14 protein-coding genes and 1 tRNA gene are annotated in these 17,050 nt (G+C 55.4%); 8 read left to right on the forward strand and 7 right to left on the reverse strand.

The features are described from left to right. Nucleotides 1-2: 2 nt before the first annotated feature. Nucleotides 3-3,584, reverse strand: a complete 3,582-nt coding sequence (locus tag AC2FI8_RS04920) for an adenylate/guanylate cyclase domain-containing protein (protein WP_496777542.1) — start codon at nt 3,582-3,584, stop codon at nt 3-5. A gap of 504 nt (nt 3,585-4,088) precedes the next feature. Between AC2FI8_RS04920 and AC2FI8_RS04925 the strand changes: the two genes are divergently transcribed. After that, nucleotides 4,089-4,994, forward strand: coding sequence for an ankyrin repeat domain-containing protein (locus tag AC2FI8_RS04925; protein WP_496777794.1), 906 nt, complete (start codon nt 4,089-4,091; stop codon nt 4,992-4,994). A 310-nt stretch (nt 4,995-5,304) separates the two neighbouring features. Beyond that, complete coding sequence (locus AC2FI8_RS04930) at nt 5,305-6,204, forward strand: sterol desaturase family protein (RefSeq protein ID WP_496777544.1); 900 nt, start codon at nt 5,305-5,307, stop codon at nt 6,202-6,204. A 229-nt stretch (nt 6,205-6,433) separates the two neighbouring features. Here AC2FI8_RS04930 and AC2FI8_RS04935 read toward each other — a convergent pair whose 3' ends face one another. Beyond that, nucleotides 6,434-7,738 carry a tyrosine-type recombinase/integrase gene (locus tag AC2FI8_RS04935; RefSeq protein WP_496777547.1) on the reverse strand — a complete coding sequence of 435 codons (1,305 nt, stop codon included), beginning with the start codon at nt 7,736-7,738 and terminating at the stop codon, nt 6,434-6,436. A 141-nt stretch (nt 7,739-7,879) separates the two neighbouring features. Further along, nucleotides 7,880-7,953, reverse strand: a tRNA-Cys gene (locus AC2FI8_RS04940). 227 nt (nt 7,954-8,180) lie between these two features. On the opposite strand from AC2FI8_RS04940, the gene AC2FI8_RS04945 reads away from it, so the two are divergent. The 3 genes from AC2FI8_RS04945 (at nt 8,181) to AC2FI8_RS04955 (ending at nt 11,187) form a co-directional block, all read left to right on the forward strand. Further along, nucleotides 8,181-8,834, forward strand: coding sequence for a protein-L-isoaspartate O-methyltransferase family protein (locus AC2FI8_RS04945; RefSeq protein WP_496777549.1), 654 nt, complete (start codon nt 8,181-8,183; stop codon nt 8,832-8,834). A gap of 95 nt (nt 8,835-8,929) precedes the next feature. Beyond that, nucleotides 8,930-10,348 (forward strand): TolC family outer membrane protein, encoded by a 1,419-nt coding sequence (locus AC2FI8_RS04950; protein WP_496777551.1) that lies wholly within the window; start codon nt 8,930-8,932, stop codon nt 10,346-10,348. 89 nt (nt 10,349-10,437) lie between these two features. After that, entirely contained in the window at nt 10,438-11,187 is a 750-nt protein-coding gene (locus AC2FI8_RS04955) for a hypothetical protein (RefSeq protein WP_496766864.1), read from the forward strand. Between the two features lie 3 nt (nt 11,188-11,190). Here AC2FI8_RS04955 and AC2FI8_RS04960 read toward each other — a convergent pair whose 3' ends face one another. Further along, nucleotides 11,191-12,648 (reverse strand): cobyric acid synthase, encoded by a 1,458-nt coding sequence (locus AC2FI8_RS04960; protein WP_496777553.1) that lies wholly within the window; start codon nt 12,646-12,648, stop codon nt 11,191-11,193. A 60-nt stretch (nt 12,649-12,708) separates the two neighbouring features. On the opposite strand from AC2FI8_RS04960, the gene AC2FI8_RS04965 reads away from it, so the two are divergent. Beyond that, nucleotides 12,709-13,278, forward strand: a complete 570-nt coding sequence (locus AC2FI8_RS04965; RefSeq protein ID WP_496777555.1) for a cobalamin biosynthesis protein CobQ — start codon at nt 12,709-12,711, stop codon at nt 13,276-13,278. Nucleotides 13,279-13,345: 67 nt separating this feature from the next. Here the strand turns inward: AC2FI8_RS04965 and AC2FI8_RS04970 are convergent, their stop codons facing one another. Further along, entirely contained in the window at nt 13,346-13,666 is a 321-nt protein-coding gene (locus AC2FI8_RS04970; protein ID WP_008757056.1) for a DUF6280 family protein, read from the reverse strand. Between the two features lie 218 nt (nt 13,667-13,884). On the opposite strand from AC2FI8_RS04970, the gene efp reads away from it, so the two are divergent. Further along, nucleotides 13,885-14,448 carry an elongation factor P gene (gene efp, locus AC2FI8_RS04975; RefSeq protein WP_496723679.1) on the forward strand — a complete coding sequence of 188 codons (564 nt, stop codon included), beginning with the start codon at nt 13,885-13,887 and terminating at the stop codon, nt 14,446-14,448. A 60-nt stretch (nt 14,449-14,508) separates the two neighbouring features. Here efp and AC2FI8_RS04980 read toward each other — a convergent pair whose 3' ends face one another. Together AC2FI8_RS04980 and ygfZ are read right to left on the reverse strand one after the other, a co-directional pair. Further along, nucleotides 14,509-15,453, reverse strand: a complete 945-nt coding sequence (locus AC2FI8_RS04980) for an ABC transporter transmembrane domain-containing protein (RefSeq protein WP_496739643.1) — start codon at nt 15,451-15,453, stop codon at nt 14,509-14,511. Nucleotides 15,454-15,559: 106 nt separating this feature from the next. Beyond that, nucleotides 15,560-16,297, reverse strand: coding sequence for a CAF17-like 4Fe-4S cluster assembly/insertion protein YgfZ (gene ygfZ, locus AC2FI8_RS04985; protein WP_496766868.1), 738 nt, complete (start codon nt 16,295-16,297; stop codon nt 15,560-15,562). A 74-nt stretch (nt 16,298-16,371) separates the two neighbouring features. Between ygfZ and AC2FI8_RS04990 the strand changes: the two genes are divergently transcribed. Further along, nucleotides 16,372-17,046, forward strand: coding sequence for a TIGR04283 family arsenosugar biosynthesis glycosyltransferase (locus tag AC2FI8_RS04990; RefSeq protein WP_496777557.1), 675 nt, complete (start codon nt 16,372-16,374; stop codon nt 17,044-17,046). Nucleotides 17,047-17,050: the final 4 nt, after the last annotated feature.

The following is a 17,050-nucleotide window of genomic DNA, read 5'->3' on the forward strand; positions in this document are numbered from 1 at the left end:
CCTTAACTCGCTACTCCTTCGAGCTTTGACTTTAGGGAAACCATACCCAAATCTTGCGAAATTGCCAACGCTTCGCCTTCCAGTTGAAACGCCTGTTCCACATCCTTCGGGCGTCCCCTTCGCCTCAATGCTGATGCATAAGCTGTCTTGCTGTGAGCGATCCAGGGTGGGCATTTCATGCGAGTGTCAATTTCTATAGCCTTCTGGAACATCATCTCAGCAGCATCCCAGTCTTTCAAAACCGTGCCCAAACTGCCGAGGCGTCGCGCCGCCGCACCTGCGCACACCGTCGTTGCCCCTGCAGTAATCGTCAGTTCTTCGTACGGAGCCAGTAAATCATAGAGCGTCTTGGCATGTTCTTGATGTTCAATGGCGACACATATGTCAGTCAGATAAGATAAGGTCGTTGAATACATAGCGTCGAGTGGAAGATCGAAGCCATTGTCGGCCATTTCATTCAGTATACGTTCAGCGGGTTCCTTGTATCCGAGCTCGGCCGCGATAAGGCCAAATCCTGGTCTCCACGAAATGTCTTCGGGACTGTCCGTCATCAATTTCTTGATCACAGGCGCGACCTCGTGCAGCCGGTTTTGCTCGCGGCGGATAGTGAACATCTGAACCCCGTAGACGCCCTCAACATGCTCCCCATGGGTCTTTCGACCGATCTTCACGGCCTCGGTGGCGTGTTTTTCCGCTTGGCCAAAATCGCCGTCCATAATTGCAACCATGGCCTGTGCGTGTTTCTGAACCCAGTAGAGTTGCAAATGATTGTCCTTTTCCGAAATCTCGGTGAGCAAGCCCAGAGAATGGTCCATCAACTCACGGTCTGCCATCTCGGCACCTACAAACAAGCTGAGAGTCCGGTCTCGACCCTGATCGATACTGCCAAGATGCTCGGCCACACCATGCATAGCCTCCAGATTTTCTCGCCAATGGCGGGTTTCTCTTCCCTTGCGCGCAACAAAGGGTGCTCCAAAATGCATCATCATTACTGAGAACTGGGATTTATAGTCGCCCAATTTTGCGGCCAGTTCCATGGATTGCTGGCCGAAGCGGGCACCTTCGGAAAACTGACCTACAAACATATGGGCGCGCGCAAGTTGGCTCATCAATCTGCACCGACGGACTTCATCATCATCGGGCAAACCTTTCAGCGCATTATCACAGAGTTCGATCGCCTCGCTGTGCCTTTCGCTGGACATCATGCAAGAGTCAGCGAAGTGATTGGCCGCGTCAGCCGCTAGCTCCACGTTGCTCACCGCCCGGGCCGCGTTGGAAGCGTCCTTCAGAACTGCTATCCCTTCTGGCAATTGGCCCAGACTGTCATGGCTGCGGCCGACTAGAATCTTGCCTTTGATCAATTCTGTATTGGTGTCTGAGCCAAGTTTTTCGGCAGCTCTTAAAGTTTCCTTGGCGTTCGTCATCGCTTCTTGGCTCGCGGATCGCACCAACGCCATTTCTGTCGCAACCTGCCATTTTTCAAACGCGGCACTCCAGTCCTCAGCCTCAGATAGGTGGCGCGCGATAAGTTCAGGGCGGCGCTCAATCTCAGATGACCTTATCCGCATCAAAGCACGCGCCACGTCTGCGTGCTGTTGTCTCCGAGTTGAACTCAACATGGATTGATAGGCGGTATCGCGAATAAGTGCATGGCGGAAAACGAAGTGCCCGCGATTGTGCCCGCTTTCAAAGATCAGGCCTGTTCGCGAAAGCTCTTCGAGGCTTTTGTTGATATCAGATTCTTCAAAGCCTTTCGCGGCACATAGTATGCCCGGCTCAAACTCCCGGCCAATAACCGAACCAGTAAGGGCGACCTGTTTTGCCTCTGGCGAAACTGCGTCGAGCCGCGCCATCAACGCGCCTTTCAATGACGATGGTATGTGGCCTTGCCCCTGCTCGCCGGATTCGACAATGGCTCGGGTCACTTCTTCCACGAACAAAGGAACCCCATCGGTTTTTTCAACTATTGTAGAGATCAGAGCTTCGTCCGGTCTCTTGCCTGTAATGTTTTCGACAAGGTTTGAGACATGCGCAGAATCGAAACGGCGCAAAACCAGAGACTGAACGTGTGTGTCCCCATCATCACGGGCCAATTCCCACCCGGGTCTGTGGGTTATCAAGATCATCAGAGGAAGATCGGTGCATATCGACTTAAACCGCTCCAACAATGCTTGTGTGGAAGGATCGATCCAATGAGCATCTTCTACGCACAGCATAACCGGACGTACGCTTGACCGCACCTGCACCGTGTGGATCAATGTTTGGATTGTTATGTCGCGCTGCTCCTGCGGTGACATCTCGAGCACCTTTTGGGCGAGGGCACTACGAGGTGCGACCAACGCTGCAAAGACAGGCAGAACTTGTTCCCAGTCCAACCCTGGTCGTCCTTCGAGCATTTTTCTGACATGCTCAAGGATCAGATTGTCATCAAAGTCCGGTTCAACACCCGCATCCTGGGATATTCGTTGGGCTACCGGATGAAAGGGGCTGCTGCTGAGATAGGGGGAACAGTTCAGCCTTATGACATCGGCTTCGTCGTTTTCGGTGATTACAGCAAGGAATTCCTCTGTAAGCCGCGACTTTCCTATTCCGGCTTCACCGGAGAGCAGAACAACGTCTCCGTGGCCATTCTGAGCACGTTGCCATGATTGCAGTAAAATTCCCTTTTCGTAGTCCCGGCCAACCATGACGCTGTCGACATCGTCTCGATGTGAGGCCTGAAACCGGCTTTCCGCGCTGCGTTCTGACATCACTTTCTGAAGACTACGTGGTTCAGCAAACCCCTTAAGCTCTGCCTGCCCAAGAGATTTAAACTCAAATATCCGATGTAAAGCTGTCTCGGTTTCCTCAACTGACAAAACGACTGAGTTTGGCTCTGCATGTTCTTGAATCCGTGCCGCAAGATTGACGACCGGACCAGTCATGGCCCCCTCCTCATATGTATTTTCGCCAATGGTATCGCCGACCACAACATCACCACTCGCAACTCCCACTCTGACTGACAAAGGCTCTCCGTCAGGTGTTTTGAGTTCTTTGACTCGGTGAACAGACTCAAGACTAGCTTTTACCGCCCGAATTGCGTGATCTTCGAAAGCCCGCGGCCATCCGAAAAACACGAGCAGACCATCGCCCAAATACTTTGCAACGTAGCCACCATATCGGCTCACGGCTCCTGCAACGGCATCTTGATAGTTCTGTAGCAAGTCCCGCATGTCTTCGGGATCAAAGCGATTGGTGAGTTCAGTCGAACCGACAAGATCGGCAAACAAAACAGTTACGTGACGCCTCTCTGCAGTAGGCGGTTCGACATGCTTCTGTTTGCGCGGATCATCACTTTGTGAATTGACTGAGGTGGGCGCTTGTTCACGAGCTGCTTGTGACGGCGAGGTTGCGTGCTGTTGGCCGACTAGCTCGTGAATTGCAGCGAGGATGATTTTGCGGTGACCAAGGCTTACTCCGAGCTCTTTTAAGTCGTCGCCAGATAGTAGTGGCAGAACACGCGCATCAATATCGTTTTCCGCAAAAACATCTGCGTACTGACTCAGGTCGAGATCAATTAACCATTTGTCTATTTCAGCCGACATCTTTGGATCATGCTGAGATACGCGGCACTAATCAAGAAAAACGCTTTCAAAATGAACTGACTATTCAATGAATGGCGTCTGCTTTCATTTATCTTCGGGTCACTCTACAATTCCGGCTCTTGCCACCGCGTTCTAGATTTACACGACTGGCTGATTGGCTGCACGCGTTTGATGTTTTGCTTTTGAAGGTGACTTTGTCCGCATTGTGCGAAATTGGCTGGCCTGAGATTTTGCGCTTGCAGCGAACGGCAGGTTCGACGGGCCGCGCCGCGGCATGACAAACTGTGGGTCAACGGCGGGAATGGGCCGGGCGTGACGGGGACGGACGCCATGATTTGGCAGATACGGCGCCGAATCCGATGACTGCTACGAGCCCAGAGCGGACCCAACCATTGGGCAGTCTAAGTCAACTGGTTTTGTAAAACGGTAAAGTAATGGCATGGCGGTGAACTGCGGCGAGTTATGATATAGTTGGCGCAGCTACGACTGACGGAGGATTTCTTGATGCTACGTTTCAGTATCGCCAATTTGTTCCTTATCCCGGTTCTAACGGTGGCTCTGTTTTCGCAGGTTGCTCAGGCAGATGATATTTTGCAGGCGGCCAGTAATGGTGATGCCGAGGCGCTGGAGGCGTCGCTCGCTGCCGAAGGAAGCGTTGATCCAACCAGTTTGGAGCGGCCTTTGTTCTTCGCCGCTCAATCCGGCCATACCGACATTGTTGCAATCCTTCTCGAACATGGCGCAGATGCCAACGCAGCGCTCGACTTTGGTAGTCCGTTGCAAAAGGCAGCCCGTGGCAACCATGAAAAGATAGTTGAACTTTTACTGAAGGCGGGAGCAGACCCAAGCGCACAGGCCGGCGATAAAGACTATACTCCGCTTCATAATGCTGCCGAAAGAGGCTCACTGGACGCCGCCAAAGTTCTTGTCGCTTATGGTGCAAATGTAAATGCACGAGAGTTTTGGGGTGTGCCGCCGATCCATCTGGCCACAATAAAAGATAAGGCAGAGATGATTTCGTTTCTCTCAGAAAGCGGTGCACAACCAATCGAACCGCCGCCCATATCCGAAACTGAATTGGCGACCGCCGACCTTGAGCTCGGGCGGATTTCAGCGATTGGTTGTACGCAATGCCAAATTATCGAAGAAGGAACCGTGCCATCCGGAGCGCACAATCACGGTCCGTCGCTCATAGGTGTTGTCGGACGCACCAAAGCGGGTGTTGAAGGTTACAAATACTCAAACGCAATGGCTTCCCTATCCGGAGATTGGAACATCTCAGAACTCAATCAATTCATCGCCGATCCCGTAGGGCGTGTTCCCGGAACAGAGATGGCATTGATGCCGGATCTATCGGACGCCGAAAGGGTCGCTTTGATTGCGTTCCTTAGCACGCTTCGAGCGCAGTGAACCAATATCAATACGCTAGTACAGGCAATCGGGCTAAGGTCCGCTTTGTCCGAAACTCGGACATAAAACCTATTTTGCTGAATGCCCGGTCTCGGTGAAAGCAGACATCACACAATATCGACTCGGTTTTTCGACTTAAATGTCTGCTTCCTGCCGGAAACGGTCATTCCCGAAAACCATCGGAAGTTCCGCCTTGCGGACCAAGCCGCCCTCAGATGGTATCGCTTGCATGTCTGCGTTACATTGGAGCGGTCGTCGCCTAGAACAGCTTGCAATTCTATCGCGACGGAAACCCGAATAGTGGATGTCCATGTCCGACACAATCCTAGCTGCTGAACCAACTATCCGCCTTATTGCCTTCCTATCCGTCCTGGCGGCGATGGCACTTTGGGAAGTGGCCGCACCCCGGCGAAGTCGGGATATTCCGCGCGTTATCCGATGGACAAACAACCTTGCGCTCGTGGTGCTCGACACCGCCATCCTGCGGCTGACCTTTCCAATCCTCGCAGTTGGTCTCGCAGCCATGGCCGAGGATCGCGGATGGGGGCTCTTCAATAACATCGAGGCGCCGGTTTGGGTTGCCATCGTGGTCTCCATGCTGCTTCTAGATCTCGCAATTTATCTTCAGCATGTGATGTTCCACGCCGTACCGGGGCTTTGGCGTCTGCACCGGATGCATCACGCCGACCTTGATTTTGACGCGACTACTGGCTTGCGTTTCCATCCGGTAGAAATCCTCATCTCGATGGGGATCAAGCTAGCGGTCGTAGCAACCTTGGGGCCGCCCGCTGTCGCCGTGCTCCTTTTCGAGGTGACCCTGAACGCTACCGCGCTCTTCAATCACGCAAACATTGAATTGCCGCGTCCGGTGGATCGAATTCTCAGATGGATCGTCGTCACTCCAGACATGCACCGAGTCCACCATTCAGTCGATCCAAGCGAGACCAACTCGAACTTTGGCTTTAATCTACCGTGGTGGGACCGACTTCTAGGCACTTACGTTGCGCAACCCAAGAAGGGGCACAAAAGCATGGAAATCGGCATCAAGCAGTTTCGCACACGCCGAGACCTCTGGCTCGACCGAATGCTACTTCAGCCGCTGCGCGGCCCGGCGAGCGGAGGTGCCCTCGGTACCCCGAGCCAACAGAGGCGATCTTCATCTGTCTCGTCCGGGCAAACCAAGCTGGGCACTGACCAAATAGACCAATAGCGCTGAACCAAAGACTGCTTTGCCGCGCTTGAGTGTTATGCGCAAGGCATTAAGCAGCTTGCTCATTCGGCACATGTTTGCATCGCGGTTCGGGAAGCTGGCCCATAGTCTTGGAAACTCCCCGGTCGACCGTGAGTTGTTTCCGATTTTCTTTCCAACGGGGAAGGCGGCGCATTGGGAATGCCAGCAACTGACGGAGATTGGGCAACCCTTGGATTTGAATGGCCGCCTAAAGAGCGATTTTGTCTAAAGCATCGCGACGACCTACGAGGCCGCCGCCATCTCCATAAACAGGACGATGATACTTGTGTCCAAGGATGTCGGCGCGTATCCGGTCGTCTACGCCTGCGTGTAAAAGCGCATCTTCAACGTAGTGTCTTAAACTATAAGCAGTGTGGCGCGGCGTTTCCTTCAAGCCATTGTTCCCCATGTATTTGTTGACTAACGCTGACCAACCCGAAGCTTTGCGGACGTATTTCTGGATGCCGCCACGCGCTACTAATCGTCGCGCGGCCTCTAGGGACGCGCCCAGTAGCGGAATTTCGCGCCGTGTATGTGCAACTTTCAACTCGCGCCCATTGGGGGCAATTCTGATAAAAGGTATGTTTTCTTGAATACAGAAGTCCTCAAGGGGTGCGTCCGTGACCTCGGAGGGCCTTAGGCCAGTGTTGATCATGACCAGCAGGATATCGGCTGCCTCTGAATTTAAACCGTCAAACGCTCCTTTCGCCAATAGTCGGTCCTGAAGCCATTCTCGGCTGAAAGATGGGCGTTGTATCTCCTTTGCGCCGTCCAGAGCCAACTTGGAAAACGGGTTTTCAAGATGGGTCGCGGTTAGCTCACACCAGGTTCCCCAAATCTCTGCCAAGTGCCCAAAGTCCTTGTTAGCAGTTTGTGCTGCCAGGCCATCAGTCTCGATGCGTTTCGACCACCAATTCCGAAACTTCAACGCATCTGAGCGTGTGATTTGATCAATCGGCGGTGAATGGGATGGGAACACGACCGAGACGAAGTTCCTGACTGCCCGCTCTTTGGACAATTTCCAACGGCGCTTTTGCGCGTCTGATTTACTCAAGTGACGGGTTTTAGTTAGGTCGATGTACTCATTGAGGACACTCTCGAGATCAGGGCGAGTGACCGGCACAGTCCCAAGAACGGCTCGGACTACTTCGGGTGTTTCAAGCTTTTTAGGTGTGCCAAGGGAATTTAGTCGACCAACGATTTCTTCAATTGGCGAACTAAGTAGGGTGTTCAGTGCGCGATATTGAAAACCTCGCACTCCAGCAAGTTTCTTTGCCGACTCGTAGTGCGCGCGGGCCGTGCCGCTATCACCAGCGGCCAGAGCTTCCCATTCCGCCATTCGTGCGACCTCAATTTGGGCAGCTTTAGCCAATGCCTCAGCTTTGCTGTCTGTATGAAGGGCTTGTCGCACCTGGGTGATCGGTTGTCCATCTTGGCCGCGAACAAGTCCTTTGAAACGCTTGGGAACGCGCTTCACCCAATAGTAACGCCCTCGGTCATTGACGATCCCCATTGCAATCCTCTCGCGCGCTCCGTTAAACGGTTCGATTTAGTCTCTGTTGCGGGATTTCTGACGACAGTCAATTGAATTTTTGAGTAACTAACTGGAAAAAATAAGTAAATTTTTCGAGCGAGCTTTGTTTCGGTCCGATTTTGGAGGCGAGTACCGGAATCGAACCGGTGTACACGGATTTGCAATCCGCTGCGTCACCACTCCGCCAACTCGCCTTTTCAAGTAAAATCAAATACTTGCCGTGGTGTGACCGGCGTTTTAGCAGCTTTCGACAGGAGCGTCCAGAGGGGGGAGCGCAAATTTCAGGGTCGGGTGCAAACTTAGTCTTCCGTTGCGACGTTGTATCTTGTGAAGATTGGAAAGTTTCCGTGTCTGGGCCGTTGCTGGTTTTTCAAGGATGTGGCAGAACTCAATCACCCAAGGGAACAAGATGAGCGATCCAATGACAGATTTCGCAGCCCGCCGCCGAACGATGGTCGATACCCAGATACGTCCTTCTGATGTTACGAAGTTTCCCATCATAGACGCGATGCTTACCGTCAAGCGCGAGAATTTCGTGCCGGATGCACAGCGCGAGGCCGCCTATGTCGAGGGATTGATCGAGCTGGGTGACGGGCGCTGCATGCTGGAGCCGCGGACCCTGGCTAAGATGCTGGACATATTGAACATTTCCACCGACGAGTCGGTTTTGGATATTGCTCCGGCCTTGGGGTATTCGACCGCTGTGGCTGCGCGCATGGCACAGCTGGTTGTCGCCGTAGAGGAAGACGAGAGCCTTGCGGCCGAATCCCAGTCCATTCTGATGGAGGCGGAGGCAGACAATGCGATTGTCCATGTCGGTCCGCTTGAGCTGGGCGCCCCTGAACATGGACCCTATGACGTGATCATGATCCAAGGCGGCGTTGAACAGGTTCCCGATGCTTTGATCGCACAGCTTAAGGATCATGGGCGAATTGCCTGCCTTTTTGTCCAGGGTGCGCTGGGGGTCGTCCGTATCGGCCATAAATCAGGGGGTCGTGTGACCTGGCGGGATGCGTTTAACGCCAATGCACCGATTTTGCAGACATTTTCCAAAAATCGTGTATTTTCGCTATAGTTTGACAGCTGATTTTTCTGCCGCCTTGATTAGTTTAACGCAAACGCGCAAACTATAGGCAGAGCAGGGTAAATTCGATTTGAGAGGATTTCGTTATGGGTTCTATGGCGGGAGGGAAGCTGGTCAAAGCGCTGGCGCTGACTGCAGGGGTCGCACTTAGCTTTGTGCCGGGACGGGCCGTTTGGGCCGACAATATAACTGACGCATTCATTGGCGCTTACAATACCAGCGGTTTGTTGGAACAAAACCGCGCCTTGTTGCGTGCAGCAGACGAAGACGTGGCAATCGCGTTGTCGGCGCTTCGACCGATCATCAACTGGACGGTTGCAATTAGCCACGACTACACGCGTCGCGAAGTCAACAATGTGGTGACAAGACCCGACCCGAACAACTTCTTCACGGGGCTGACCCTCAGCCAACTGCTCTACGATGGTGGGGCCGCCGTTCTGGGCAAGCAATCGGCGCAAGAAACGGTGCTGTCGACCAGGCAGACCCTTGTTGATATCGAACAACGGGTTCTGTTCCGTGGTGCCAATGCGTATCTCGAAGTGCTGTTGCAGGAAGAAACCGTACAGATTCGCCTGAACAACGTCGACGTGTCGGCCGAAGAACTGCGCGCATCGCAGGACCGGTTCGATGTAGGCGAAGTCACGCGTACGGACGTTGCGCTGTCACAAGCCCAGCTTGCAAGCTCACAAGCTGATCTGGCTGTTGCGCGCGGTAACCTCGACACGGCGCAGGCGGAATACGTGAATGCCGTTGGCAAATCGCCCGGACGCACGGCCGGTCAACCGAGCCTGCCAAACCTACCAAGCTCGGAACCGCAGGCTGTCAGCCTTGCGCAGCGTAATCACCCGGCCATTCTTTCGGCTCAGCACCAGGTGCGTGCCTTCGACCTGATCGTGGCGCAGCGGCGCGCCAACCTGGGTCCGAATGTCAGCCTGAATGCCGATGCCGGTATCACTGAGAGCTACGACAACGACGACAACATCAGAGACGGCACTGTTTCGTTGAATTTCAACCAGCCGATTTATGCCGGTGGCCGTTTGGCCGCAAGCGTGCGCCGCGCCATGGCCACACGGGATGCATCGCGTGCCAACCTGTTGAATGTGCAAAAAGATATCACTCAGGGTGTGACCGAAGCCTATGCCCGTTTCCAGGCGGCATCTGCAAGTTTGCGGGCGTCGAGCGAACGGGTTCGCGCATCGAAAGTGGCGTTTGACGGTATTCGCGAAGAGGCCACTTTGGGTGCACGGACCACGCTGGACGTTTTGAACGCCCAGCAGGATTTGCTGGATGCGCAGCTGGCCGAGGTCGCATCGCGTATCGAGCGTTCGCGTGCGGCTTACCAGCTGTTGCAAGCACAGGGCCTGTTGACCGCCGAACGTCTGGGACTGGCGGTGCAGATCTATGATCCGACGCTGTATTATAACCTGGTCAAGAAAGCGCCGGCTCAGGTCAGCAGACAAAGCAAGGACCTGGATCGCGTTCTCAAAGCACTGCGCCGCGACTAAGAGCCAATACTATCTGTTGTGACGCCCGGCTTGTTTGGCTACACTCAATCCTGAGGATAGAGCGGTAGAGAACAATGACGGAAAAAGTCGTGAACGGCAGAGTAGAGGACGTGCTGTCCTCGATCAAACGGCTGGTCGGTGAAAGAGGTGAGCAAACCTCTGAACCCACGCCTTCAATCGCCCGCAAGCCCGGGCGATTGGTGCTTACCGATGCATTGCGAGTCGGCGGAACGTCCAGCATTCAAGACAGCCCGGAGATTGAAGCCGAAGCCAAAGCAGGCTACACGGCCGACGCGTCGGTCAAGCCGATGCTTTTGCGCGCGTGCGACATTGTAAATCGTGAAGATCCCGCCAACAAAGAACAAGCCGCGCCAGAGCCGCCCAAAAACCCGACCAACAGCCTGAGCGCAAAGATCGAAGCCCTAGAGGCGGCGATTGCACGCACTGAGGACCAGTGGGAGCCGGACGGCGACAGCGAAGACGAGTACTCCGGTACTCCGGCGAAAGCCCTTGAATTCAGCGCACGCAAAGAATTTTCGGATACCGGGGGAAAGAAAGCCGAACCCACTCAGGCAAAGGCTAAAGAAGCTGTGGCAACGACCAAGGCAACTTTCATTCGCGACCCCGAGGTGATCACCGCACCACCTGCTCACCCTGTCGAAGCAGCAGCGGAAGATTCTGCGATAGCTGGCATAAGCGAAGACGCATTGCGCAAAATGATCGCCGAAGTTGTTCGTGAAGAATTGCAGGGTGTTTTGGGCGAACGCATCACCCGCAACGTCCGCAAGATGGTTCGGCGCGAAATCTACAAGGCCCTGGCCGAGCAGGACCTCGAGTAGCGCTCAGGCCCTTTGGGGCGCTTCTGCAAGCGCCAGCAGGCGGTCCAGATCCATATTCCGTTCAAGGTGATCCGCCAGCGCGTCCAGCGTCTCTTCGACTCCGTCTTCATAGGCCAAGTCCGAGGTCACGCCCAACTGCGACAGGTAAGACGCGCGGAATGCGTCCGAGCTGAAGATACCGTGCAGGTAACTGCCGCGGATACGACCAGAGGCGTTTGCAGCACCTTCTGGCCGCCCCTCGACCTCTAGCCAAGCGCGGGCGCAATCAGGGCCTTCGGTACGGCCCATGTGGATCTCGTAGCCCGACACCGGTTCTCCTCCGTTAAGGGCGCGGGCTGAAGTGAGCGTTACCTGTTTCTTCCCTGCCATCACGGTCTCAACATCCAGCAGGCCCAACCCTTCCACAGTCCCCGGTTGTCCGTCGACGCCATCCGGATCAGCGATCGTCTTGCCCAGCATTTGATAGCCGCCGCACAGACCCAGAACATGGCCGCCCCGGCGGACGTGGGCATATAGGTCGATGTCCCAGCCCTGGGCCCGGAAGTAAGCCAGATCGCCGATGGTGGATTTGCTGCCGGGCAGCAGTACCAAATCGGCATCACCGGGAAGGGGGCGTCCTGCTGGCACGATTTCGACCGAGACACCGGGTTCGGCAGACAGCGGATCGAGGTCGTCAAAATTGGCCATGCGTTCCAACTGCGGAACTACCACCTTGCAGGCCCCGCCAGAGTGGGACCGGATATCCATCATATCCTCGGCCGGTAGTTTCCACGCATCATGGAACCAGGGAACGACGCCGAGACAGGGCCATCCGGTACGTGCAGCGATTTCATCGCGACCTTCGTCGAAAAGGGATACGTCGCCCTTGAACCGATTGACGGCAAAACCCCGGATCATCTCAAGATCGCCTGCATCCAATACCGCCTGGGTGCCCACGATCTGGGCAATGACCCCCCCGCGGTGAATATCACCTACCAGAATAACCGGTACGCCTGCAGCGCGCGCAAATCCCATATTGGCGATGTCACCCTTGCGCAGGTTGGTTTCGGCCGGGCTGCCCGCACCTTCGATCAGGACAAGATCCGCGTCACTGCACAAGCGGTCAAAGCTTTCAAGTGCCGCGCCCAGCAGTTTGGATTTATCCTTGCGGTAATCGCCCGCTTTCATCGTGCCCGCGCGTTGGCCTTGTACGATGATCTGAGCGCCAGTGTCGGTTTCCGGTTTCAGCAGAATCGGGTTCATGTCCGTATGCGTCGCACGCCGCGCCGCCAACGCTTGCAAAGCCTGTGCGCGCCCGATCTCTCCGCCATTTTCGGTGACGGCGGCATTGTTCGACATGTTCTGTGGTTTGAACGGTGCAACACGTAAACCGCGCCGGGTGAAGGCCCGCGCCAGACCGGCCACTAGAACCGATTTCCCGACATTGCTGCCGGTGCCCTGAATCATGATGGACCGAACCATGGCCTGTCTCCTATGTTGACGCGCAGATGACCTGATTTGCGGGCAAAGGAAAAGCCAAAGTTGAACACGCCAGCGCACCTTTTGATCGGAGCTGCCGCCTTTGCCCGCCCAGCCCACGGACGTATCCTGTGGGCCGCTCTGTTGGGTTCGCTATTGCCGGACCTGTCGCTCTACGTGCTGGCAGGTACATCCCTTTTCGTGCTTGGGATAGCCCCAAGCGTGGTATTCGATCAGTTATACTTTTCCGACGGCTGGCAGACCGTGTTTGCGATCGACAATTCCTTTGTCCTTTGGGGGGGTGCCTTGCTTGTCGGGGTATGGATGCGCTGGAAGGTCTGGACCGTTGGGGTGTCGGCCGGGTTGCTGCATCTTTCGGTGGATTTTCTGCTGCATGCCGGGGATGGGCGGCCGCAGTTCTGGCCATTCAGCAACTGGGTGTTTCACAGTCCTGTCAGCTATTGGGACAGCACGCATCACGCCTTATGGGTGGCGCCAATTTCGGCCGTGCTTTGTGTCGCGTGTTTCGCCATTTTGTGGCGTCGCGGCATGCCCACCGGGGCAAAAACGTTCTTTGCCGTGCTGCTGATGGCCGAACTATGGGTCGCGCGGCAGTGGCTGTTGTTCTTTTGATTGATTGCATAAGAAAAGCGCGCTCCCAGCTAGGGAGCGCGCTTTTTCATGCGAAAGTCACCTTGGATCAGGCGGCTTCTGCTTGTTGGGCCGCGTTGCGACGTTCGCTTTCTTCACGCGACAGTGCAACCGAGGTGCGTACACCACGTCCAACGAACTCCATCAGTCCGCCAACAACGCGCTCATTCGGGTCGATACCCGCGCACGACAGTACTTCGCGACCATCACGAGAACGCGCCCAACGGGCGATTTGTTCCGGGCCATTGCCATACTTCTTGTCGTCGGCAATAGCGTCATCCAGCGCAGCCAGTACGACGGCCGCGAAAAGTTTGCGTGCACGATTGCCTTGCTCGTTATTAAAGGCAGTGCCGTCAACGAAATCTCTCATCTCGTCTTCCTTGTTGTTCTTGCTCTTGCATTTTCGGCGTGACGGTTCTTATGACCGATTAAGTGCGATTCGGATACACTTAATATGCATAGTTGCGTTGCGTCATTTGCATAGCTTGCTGCAAGTGCAGCACTAGGTCTCGTCATCTTGTCAGGTGTGTTCCCGCCAGATATAGGAGCGGGAACTGACGCATCAACCGTTTGTGAAGGATTTAAGTCATGCCCAAGATAAATGGGAACGAAATTCGCCCCGGAAATGTGCTTGAGCATAACGGCGGGCTGTGGGCCGCAGTCAAAGTTGACCACGTAAAGCCCGGTAAAGGCGGCGCTTTTGCGCAGGTCGAACTGCGCAATCTGCGCAATGGCTCGAAGTTGAACGAGCGGTTCCGCTCGGCTGACAAAGTGGAACGCGTGCGTCTTGAACAGAAAGATCAGCAGTTCCTGTACGAATCTGACGGCATGTTGGTCTTCATGGATTCCGAGACGTATGAGCAGATTGAACTGCCCGCGGAACTGCTGGGCGAACGCCGCCCGTTTCTGCAGGACGGCATGACAATTGTCGTCGAATTTTATGAAAGCGAGGCTCTGAACGCCACGGTGCCTCAGAAAGTGACCTGCAAGATCGTAGAGACCGAGCCTGTGGTCAAAGGTCAGACCGCCGCGAATTCGTTCAAGCCAGCCATTCTGGACAACGGTGTCAAAGTCATGGTGCCGCCATTTGTTGGTCAGGATGAGATGATCGTGGTGAACACCGAAACCATGGAATACTCCGAACGCGCGTAACCACGCGTTTACCAGAGTAAAGAAAAACCGCGTGGACTGGTGCCACGCGGTTTTTCTTTATCAGCGGCCCCGTCTGATTTGGCGATACCGTTCGGGGTTGGGGCCAAACAGTTCAAGCATCAGTTCATACTTGATACGATTGGCGCTGACCTGCCGGTAAAAGGCGATCAGGAATGCCGTGGGCCCCTGAATGCGGCTGAGGCCGCTTGTGGCGGCGACAACAGTGCCGACATCCGTTTTCCCGTTCAGAACCAAATAGCCACCCAGCATCAGCACGCCAACGGTTCCCGCTCCGTTTATGACGCTCAACAGAAACTTGGCAGAAAGTTTCCAGATGAACATCCTGCGCCGCGTTTCGTAGATATCGTCGAACTGCGCCTCAACCTCGCGCGCGACTTCGTTGATCCGCTCGACATTCAGCTTATCGTTGGCTCCGCGTAATATCCGGACACGTTCGGCGACAAACACGTTCACCTTGCGTTGGGATACCAGCACGATGATGATCTGCGGCACGATCATCGAAAAGGCGATCATGCCCAGCCCCGGTTGCGTTGACGAGATATAGCCGATCACACTGATCAACGTGCCGATCTGAACGACCGGGTCCGAGAAAGCGCCGCCCGCGAATTTCCCCAGCTCTTCTGCCTCGGCTGAAATCGCCGTGGTCATCGTGCCCTTGCGCATCGTTTCGCCCGAGACATTGATATCTGAGGCGCGCAGTAGCAGCCTTTGGCGGATCATGCGGATCAGGTCTTCGCCCAACGTTCCTGCGCGATAGCTCAAAAGCCACTTTAGGGCGAGGCTGAGTAAGATGACCGACATCATTCCGGCACCCAGGTAGATCAGCTTGTCCGTAGTTACGTCGGCTGAGGTCAGGTGGTTGATGATGTCGCGCTGAAACTCCAGCGGAACTGCAGCCAGACCCGCGATCGCGATGGACAGAACGATGAGGATGATCTGCCGTCCGGCGCTGGCGCGCCAGATTGCCCTGTATAGCTGGAACATACGTGCATCCGGATTGCTGAATTCAAACCAGTGTGACAGCGCACTTGGCTATGTTCAAACCACGCCAATTCAGTCAGCTGGTCAGCCGTGCCGGTTCGGCAACACGTTAAGTGTCCAACTGTATGGTGGCGTCACCAGCCTGCATGTCGTCACCTACGCGGTCCAATCGCAAATAGGCGATCCCGCGGCCATTGGATTGGGTGAACAATGTACCGGCCGGTTTTCCGCCAGAAGTAATTGCAGTTCCAACTGGTGCTGAACCACTGACGCTGACGCCACGCAAGCCTTTGCGCAGCTCGGTCTTGTGTTTCATCCTCGCGGTGACTTCTTGCCCGACATAGCAGCCTTTCTTGAAGTCCACGCCGTTTAGCGTCTCGAACCCGGCCTCAAGGATATAGCTGTCGGGGGTCAGTTCGATGCCGGTTTCCGGAATGCAGTGTCGCACGCGAATTGCATCCCAATCTGTATCGTCGTCGTTTTCCGCACCCGCAGTATAGGCCCGCCACCCCATGTCTGGATGGCGCGGGTCGGGTAGGGCACCTTCGGGGGCAGGGCCAGTACCGCGCTGCAGGTTCAGGCCACTGTCTTCGATGCTGACATCTGCACGCAGTTTGTACATGCCCAACCGTTTGGCAAATCCATCGGCAAGGATTTCGGCAACATCCAGTAAAACCGCGTCGCCCTCGCGCTTCAGGAAGAAGTCCGCCAAGTATTTGCCTTGTGGGGTCAGCAGAGCGGCGTAGACCAGCCCATTGTCTAATCCTGCGATGTCGTTGGTGATCAACCCTTGAAGAAAGCTGTCGGTGTCCGAGCCGCTCAGGCGCAATATACGGCGGTTGGGCATCTGGGTTGTCCTCGTCTTTTCCTCGGACCTCGTGATATAGGGGTTTCCGCTGCCATGACCAGAGGGTTTCCGCCGTGCCTGCGCCGATTAGCATCGTTATCCCGACCCTGAATTCGGAAGGAACCCTTCCCGCGACCCTTGCGGCCTTGATGGAAGGCCTGCATGCGGGGCTGATCCGCGAATTGATCGTCTCGGACGGTGGGTCGACTGATCTGACTTTAAAGATTGCGGATGAGGCCGGTGCTGAGATCGTGACCGGGCCACCTTCGCGCGGGGGGCAATTGGCCAGAGGATGCGCAGCAACCAAAGGGGACTGGCTGCTTGTTTTGCATGCCGACACAGTTTTGCAAGCAGGGTGGGGTAAGGTTGTAGTCGACCATCTTTTCACCGGAACCCCGGCTGCTTTTCGCTTGGCGTTTCGGGCGTCAGGCTTTGCGCCGGCATGGGTGGCGGGTTGGGCCAATCTGCGCAGTCGCCTGTTTGGCCTGCCATATGGCGATCAGGGCCTGTTGGTCCCGAGTGAGATGTATCGAAAGGCGGGGGGCTTTCCCGATCAACCCTTGATGGAGGACGTCGCTTTGGTCCGCAGCTTGCGCGGCATCACCTTGCTGCCCAGCCGGGCAGTTACGAGCGCGGATCGCTATGAGCGTGCGGGCTGGTTGCGTCGGGGAGGGCGGAACCTGTGGACTCTGACGCGGTATTTTCTGGGGGCAGATCCTGCGAAGCTGGCGCAGGACTATCGGCGCTGAGCGA

It is taken from the genome of Ruegeria sp. CDSB029 (assembly GCF_059611125.1).

What these genes read in the sequence shown, in the direction of transcription:
- AC2FI8_RS04970 (WP_008757056.1), bottom strand. Translation starts at nt 13,666, where the DNA reads ATGAGAGATTTCGTTGACGGCACTGCCTTTAATAACGAGCAAGGCAAT.
- AC2FI8_RS04960 (WP_496777553.1), bottom strand. Translation starts at nt 12,648, where the DNA reads ATGGTTCGGTCCATCATGATTCAGGGCACCGGCAGCAATGTCGGGAAA.
- AC2FI8_RS04950 (WP_496777551.1), top strand. Translation starts at nt 8,930, where the DNA reads ATGGGTTCTATGGCGGGAGGGAAGCTGGTCAAAGCGCTGGCGCTGACT.
- AC2FI8_RS04925 (WP_496777794.1), top strand. Translation starts at nt 4,089, where the DNA reads ATGCTACGTTTCAGTATCGCCAATTTGTTCCTTATCCCGGTTCTAACG.
- efp (WP_496723679.1), top strand. Translation starts at nt 13,885, where the DNA reads ATGCCCAAGATAAATGGGAACGAAATTCGCCCCGGAAATGTGCTTGAG.
- AC2FI8_RS04920 (WP_496777542.1), bottom strand. Translation starts at nt 3,584, where the DNA reads ATGTCGGCTGAAATAGACAAATGGTTAATTGATCTCGACCTGAGTCAG.
- AC2FI8_RS04935 (WP_496777547.1), bottom strand. Translation starts at nt 7,738, where the DNA reads ATGGGGATCGTCAATGACCGAGGGCGTTACTATTGGGTGAAGCGCGTT.
- AC2FI8_RS04945 (WP_496777549.1), top strand. Translation starts at nt 8,181, where the DNA reads ATGACAGATTTCGCAGCCCGCCGCCGAACGATGGTCGATACCCAGATA.
- AC2FI8_RS04930 (WP_496777544.1), top strand. Translation starts at nt 5,305, where the DNA reads ATGTCCGACACAATCCTAGCTGCTGAACCAACTATCCGCCTTATTGCC.
- AC2FI8_RS04980 (WP_496739643.1), bottom strand. Translation starts at nt 15,453, where the DNA reads ATGTTCCAGCTATACAGGGCAATCTGGCGCGCCAGCGCCGGACGGCAG.
- ygfZ (WP_496766868.1), bottom strand. Translation starts at nt 16,297, where the DNA reads ATGCCCAACCGCCGTATATTGCGCCTGAGCGGCTCGGACACCGACAGC.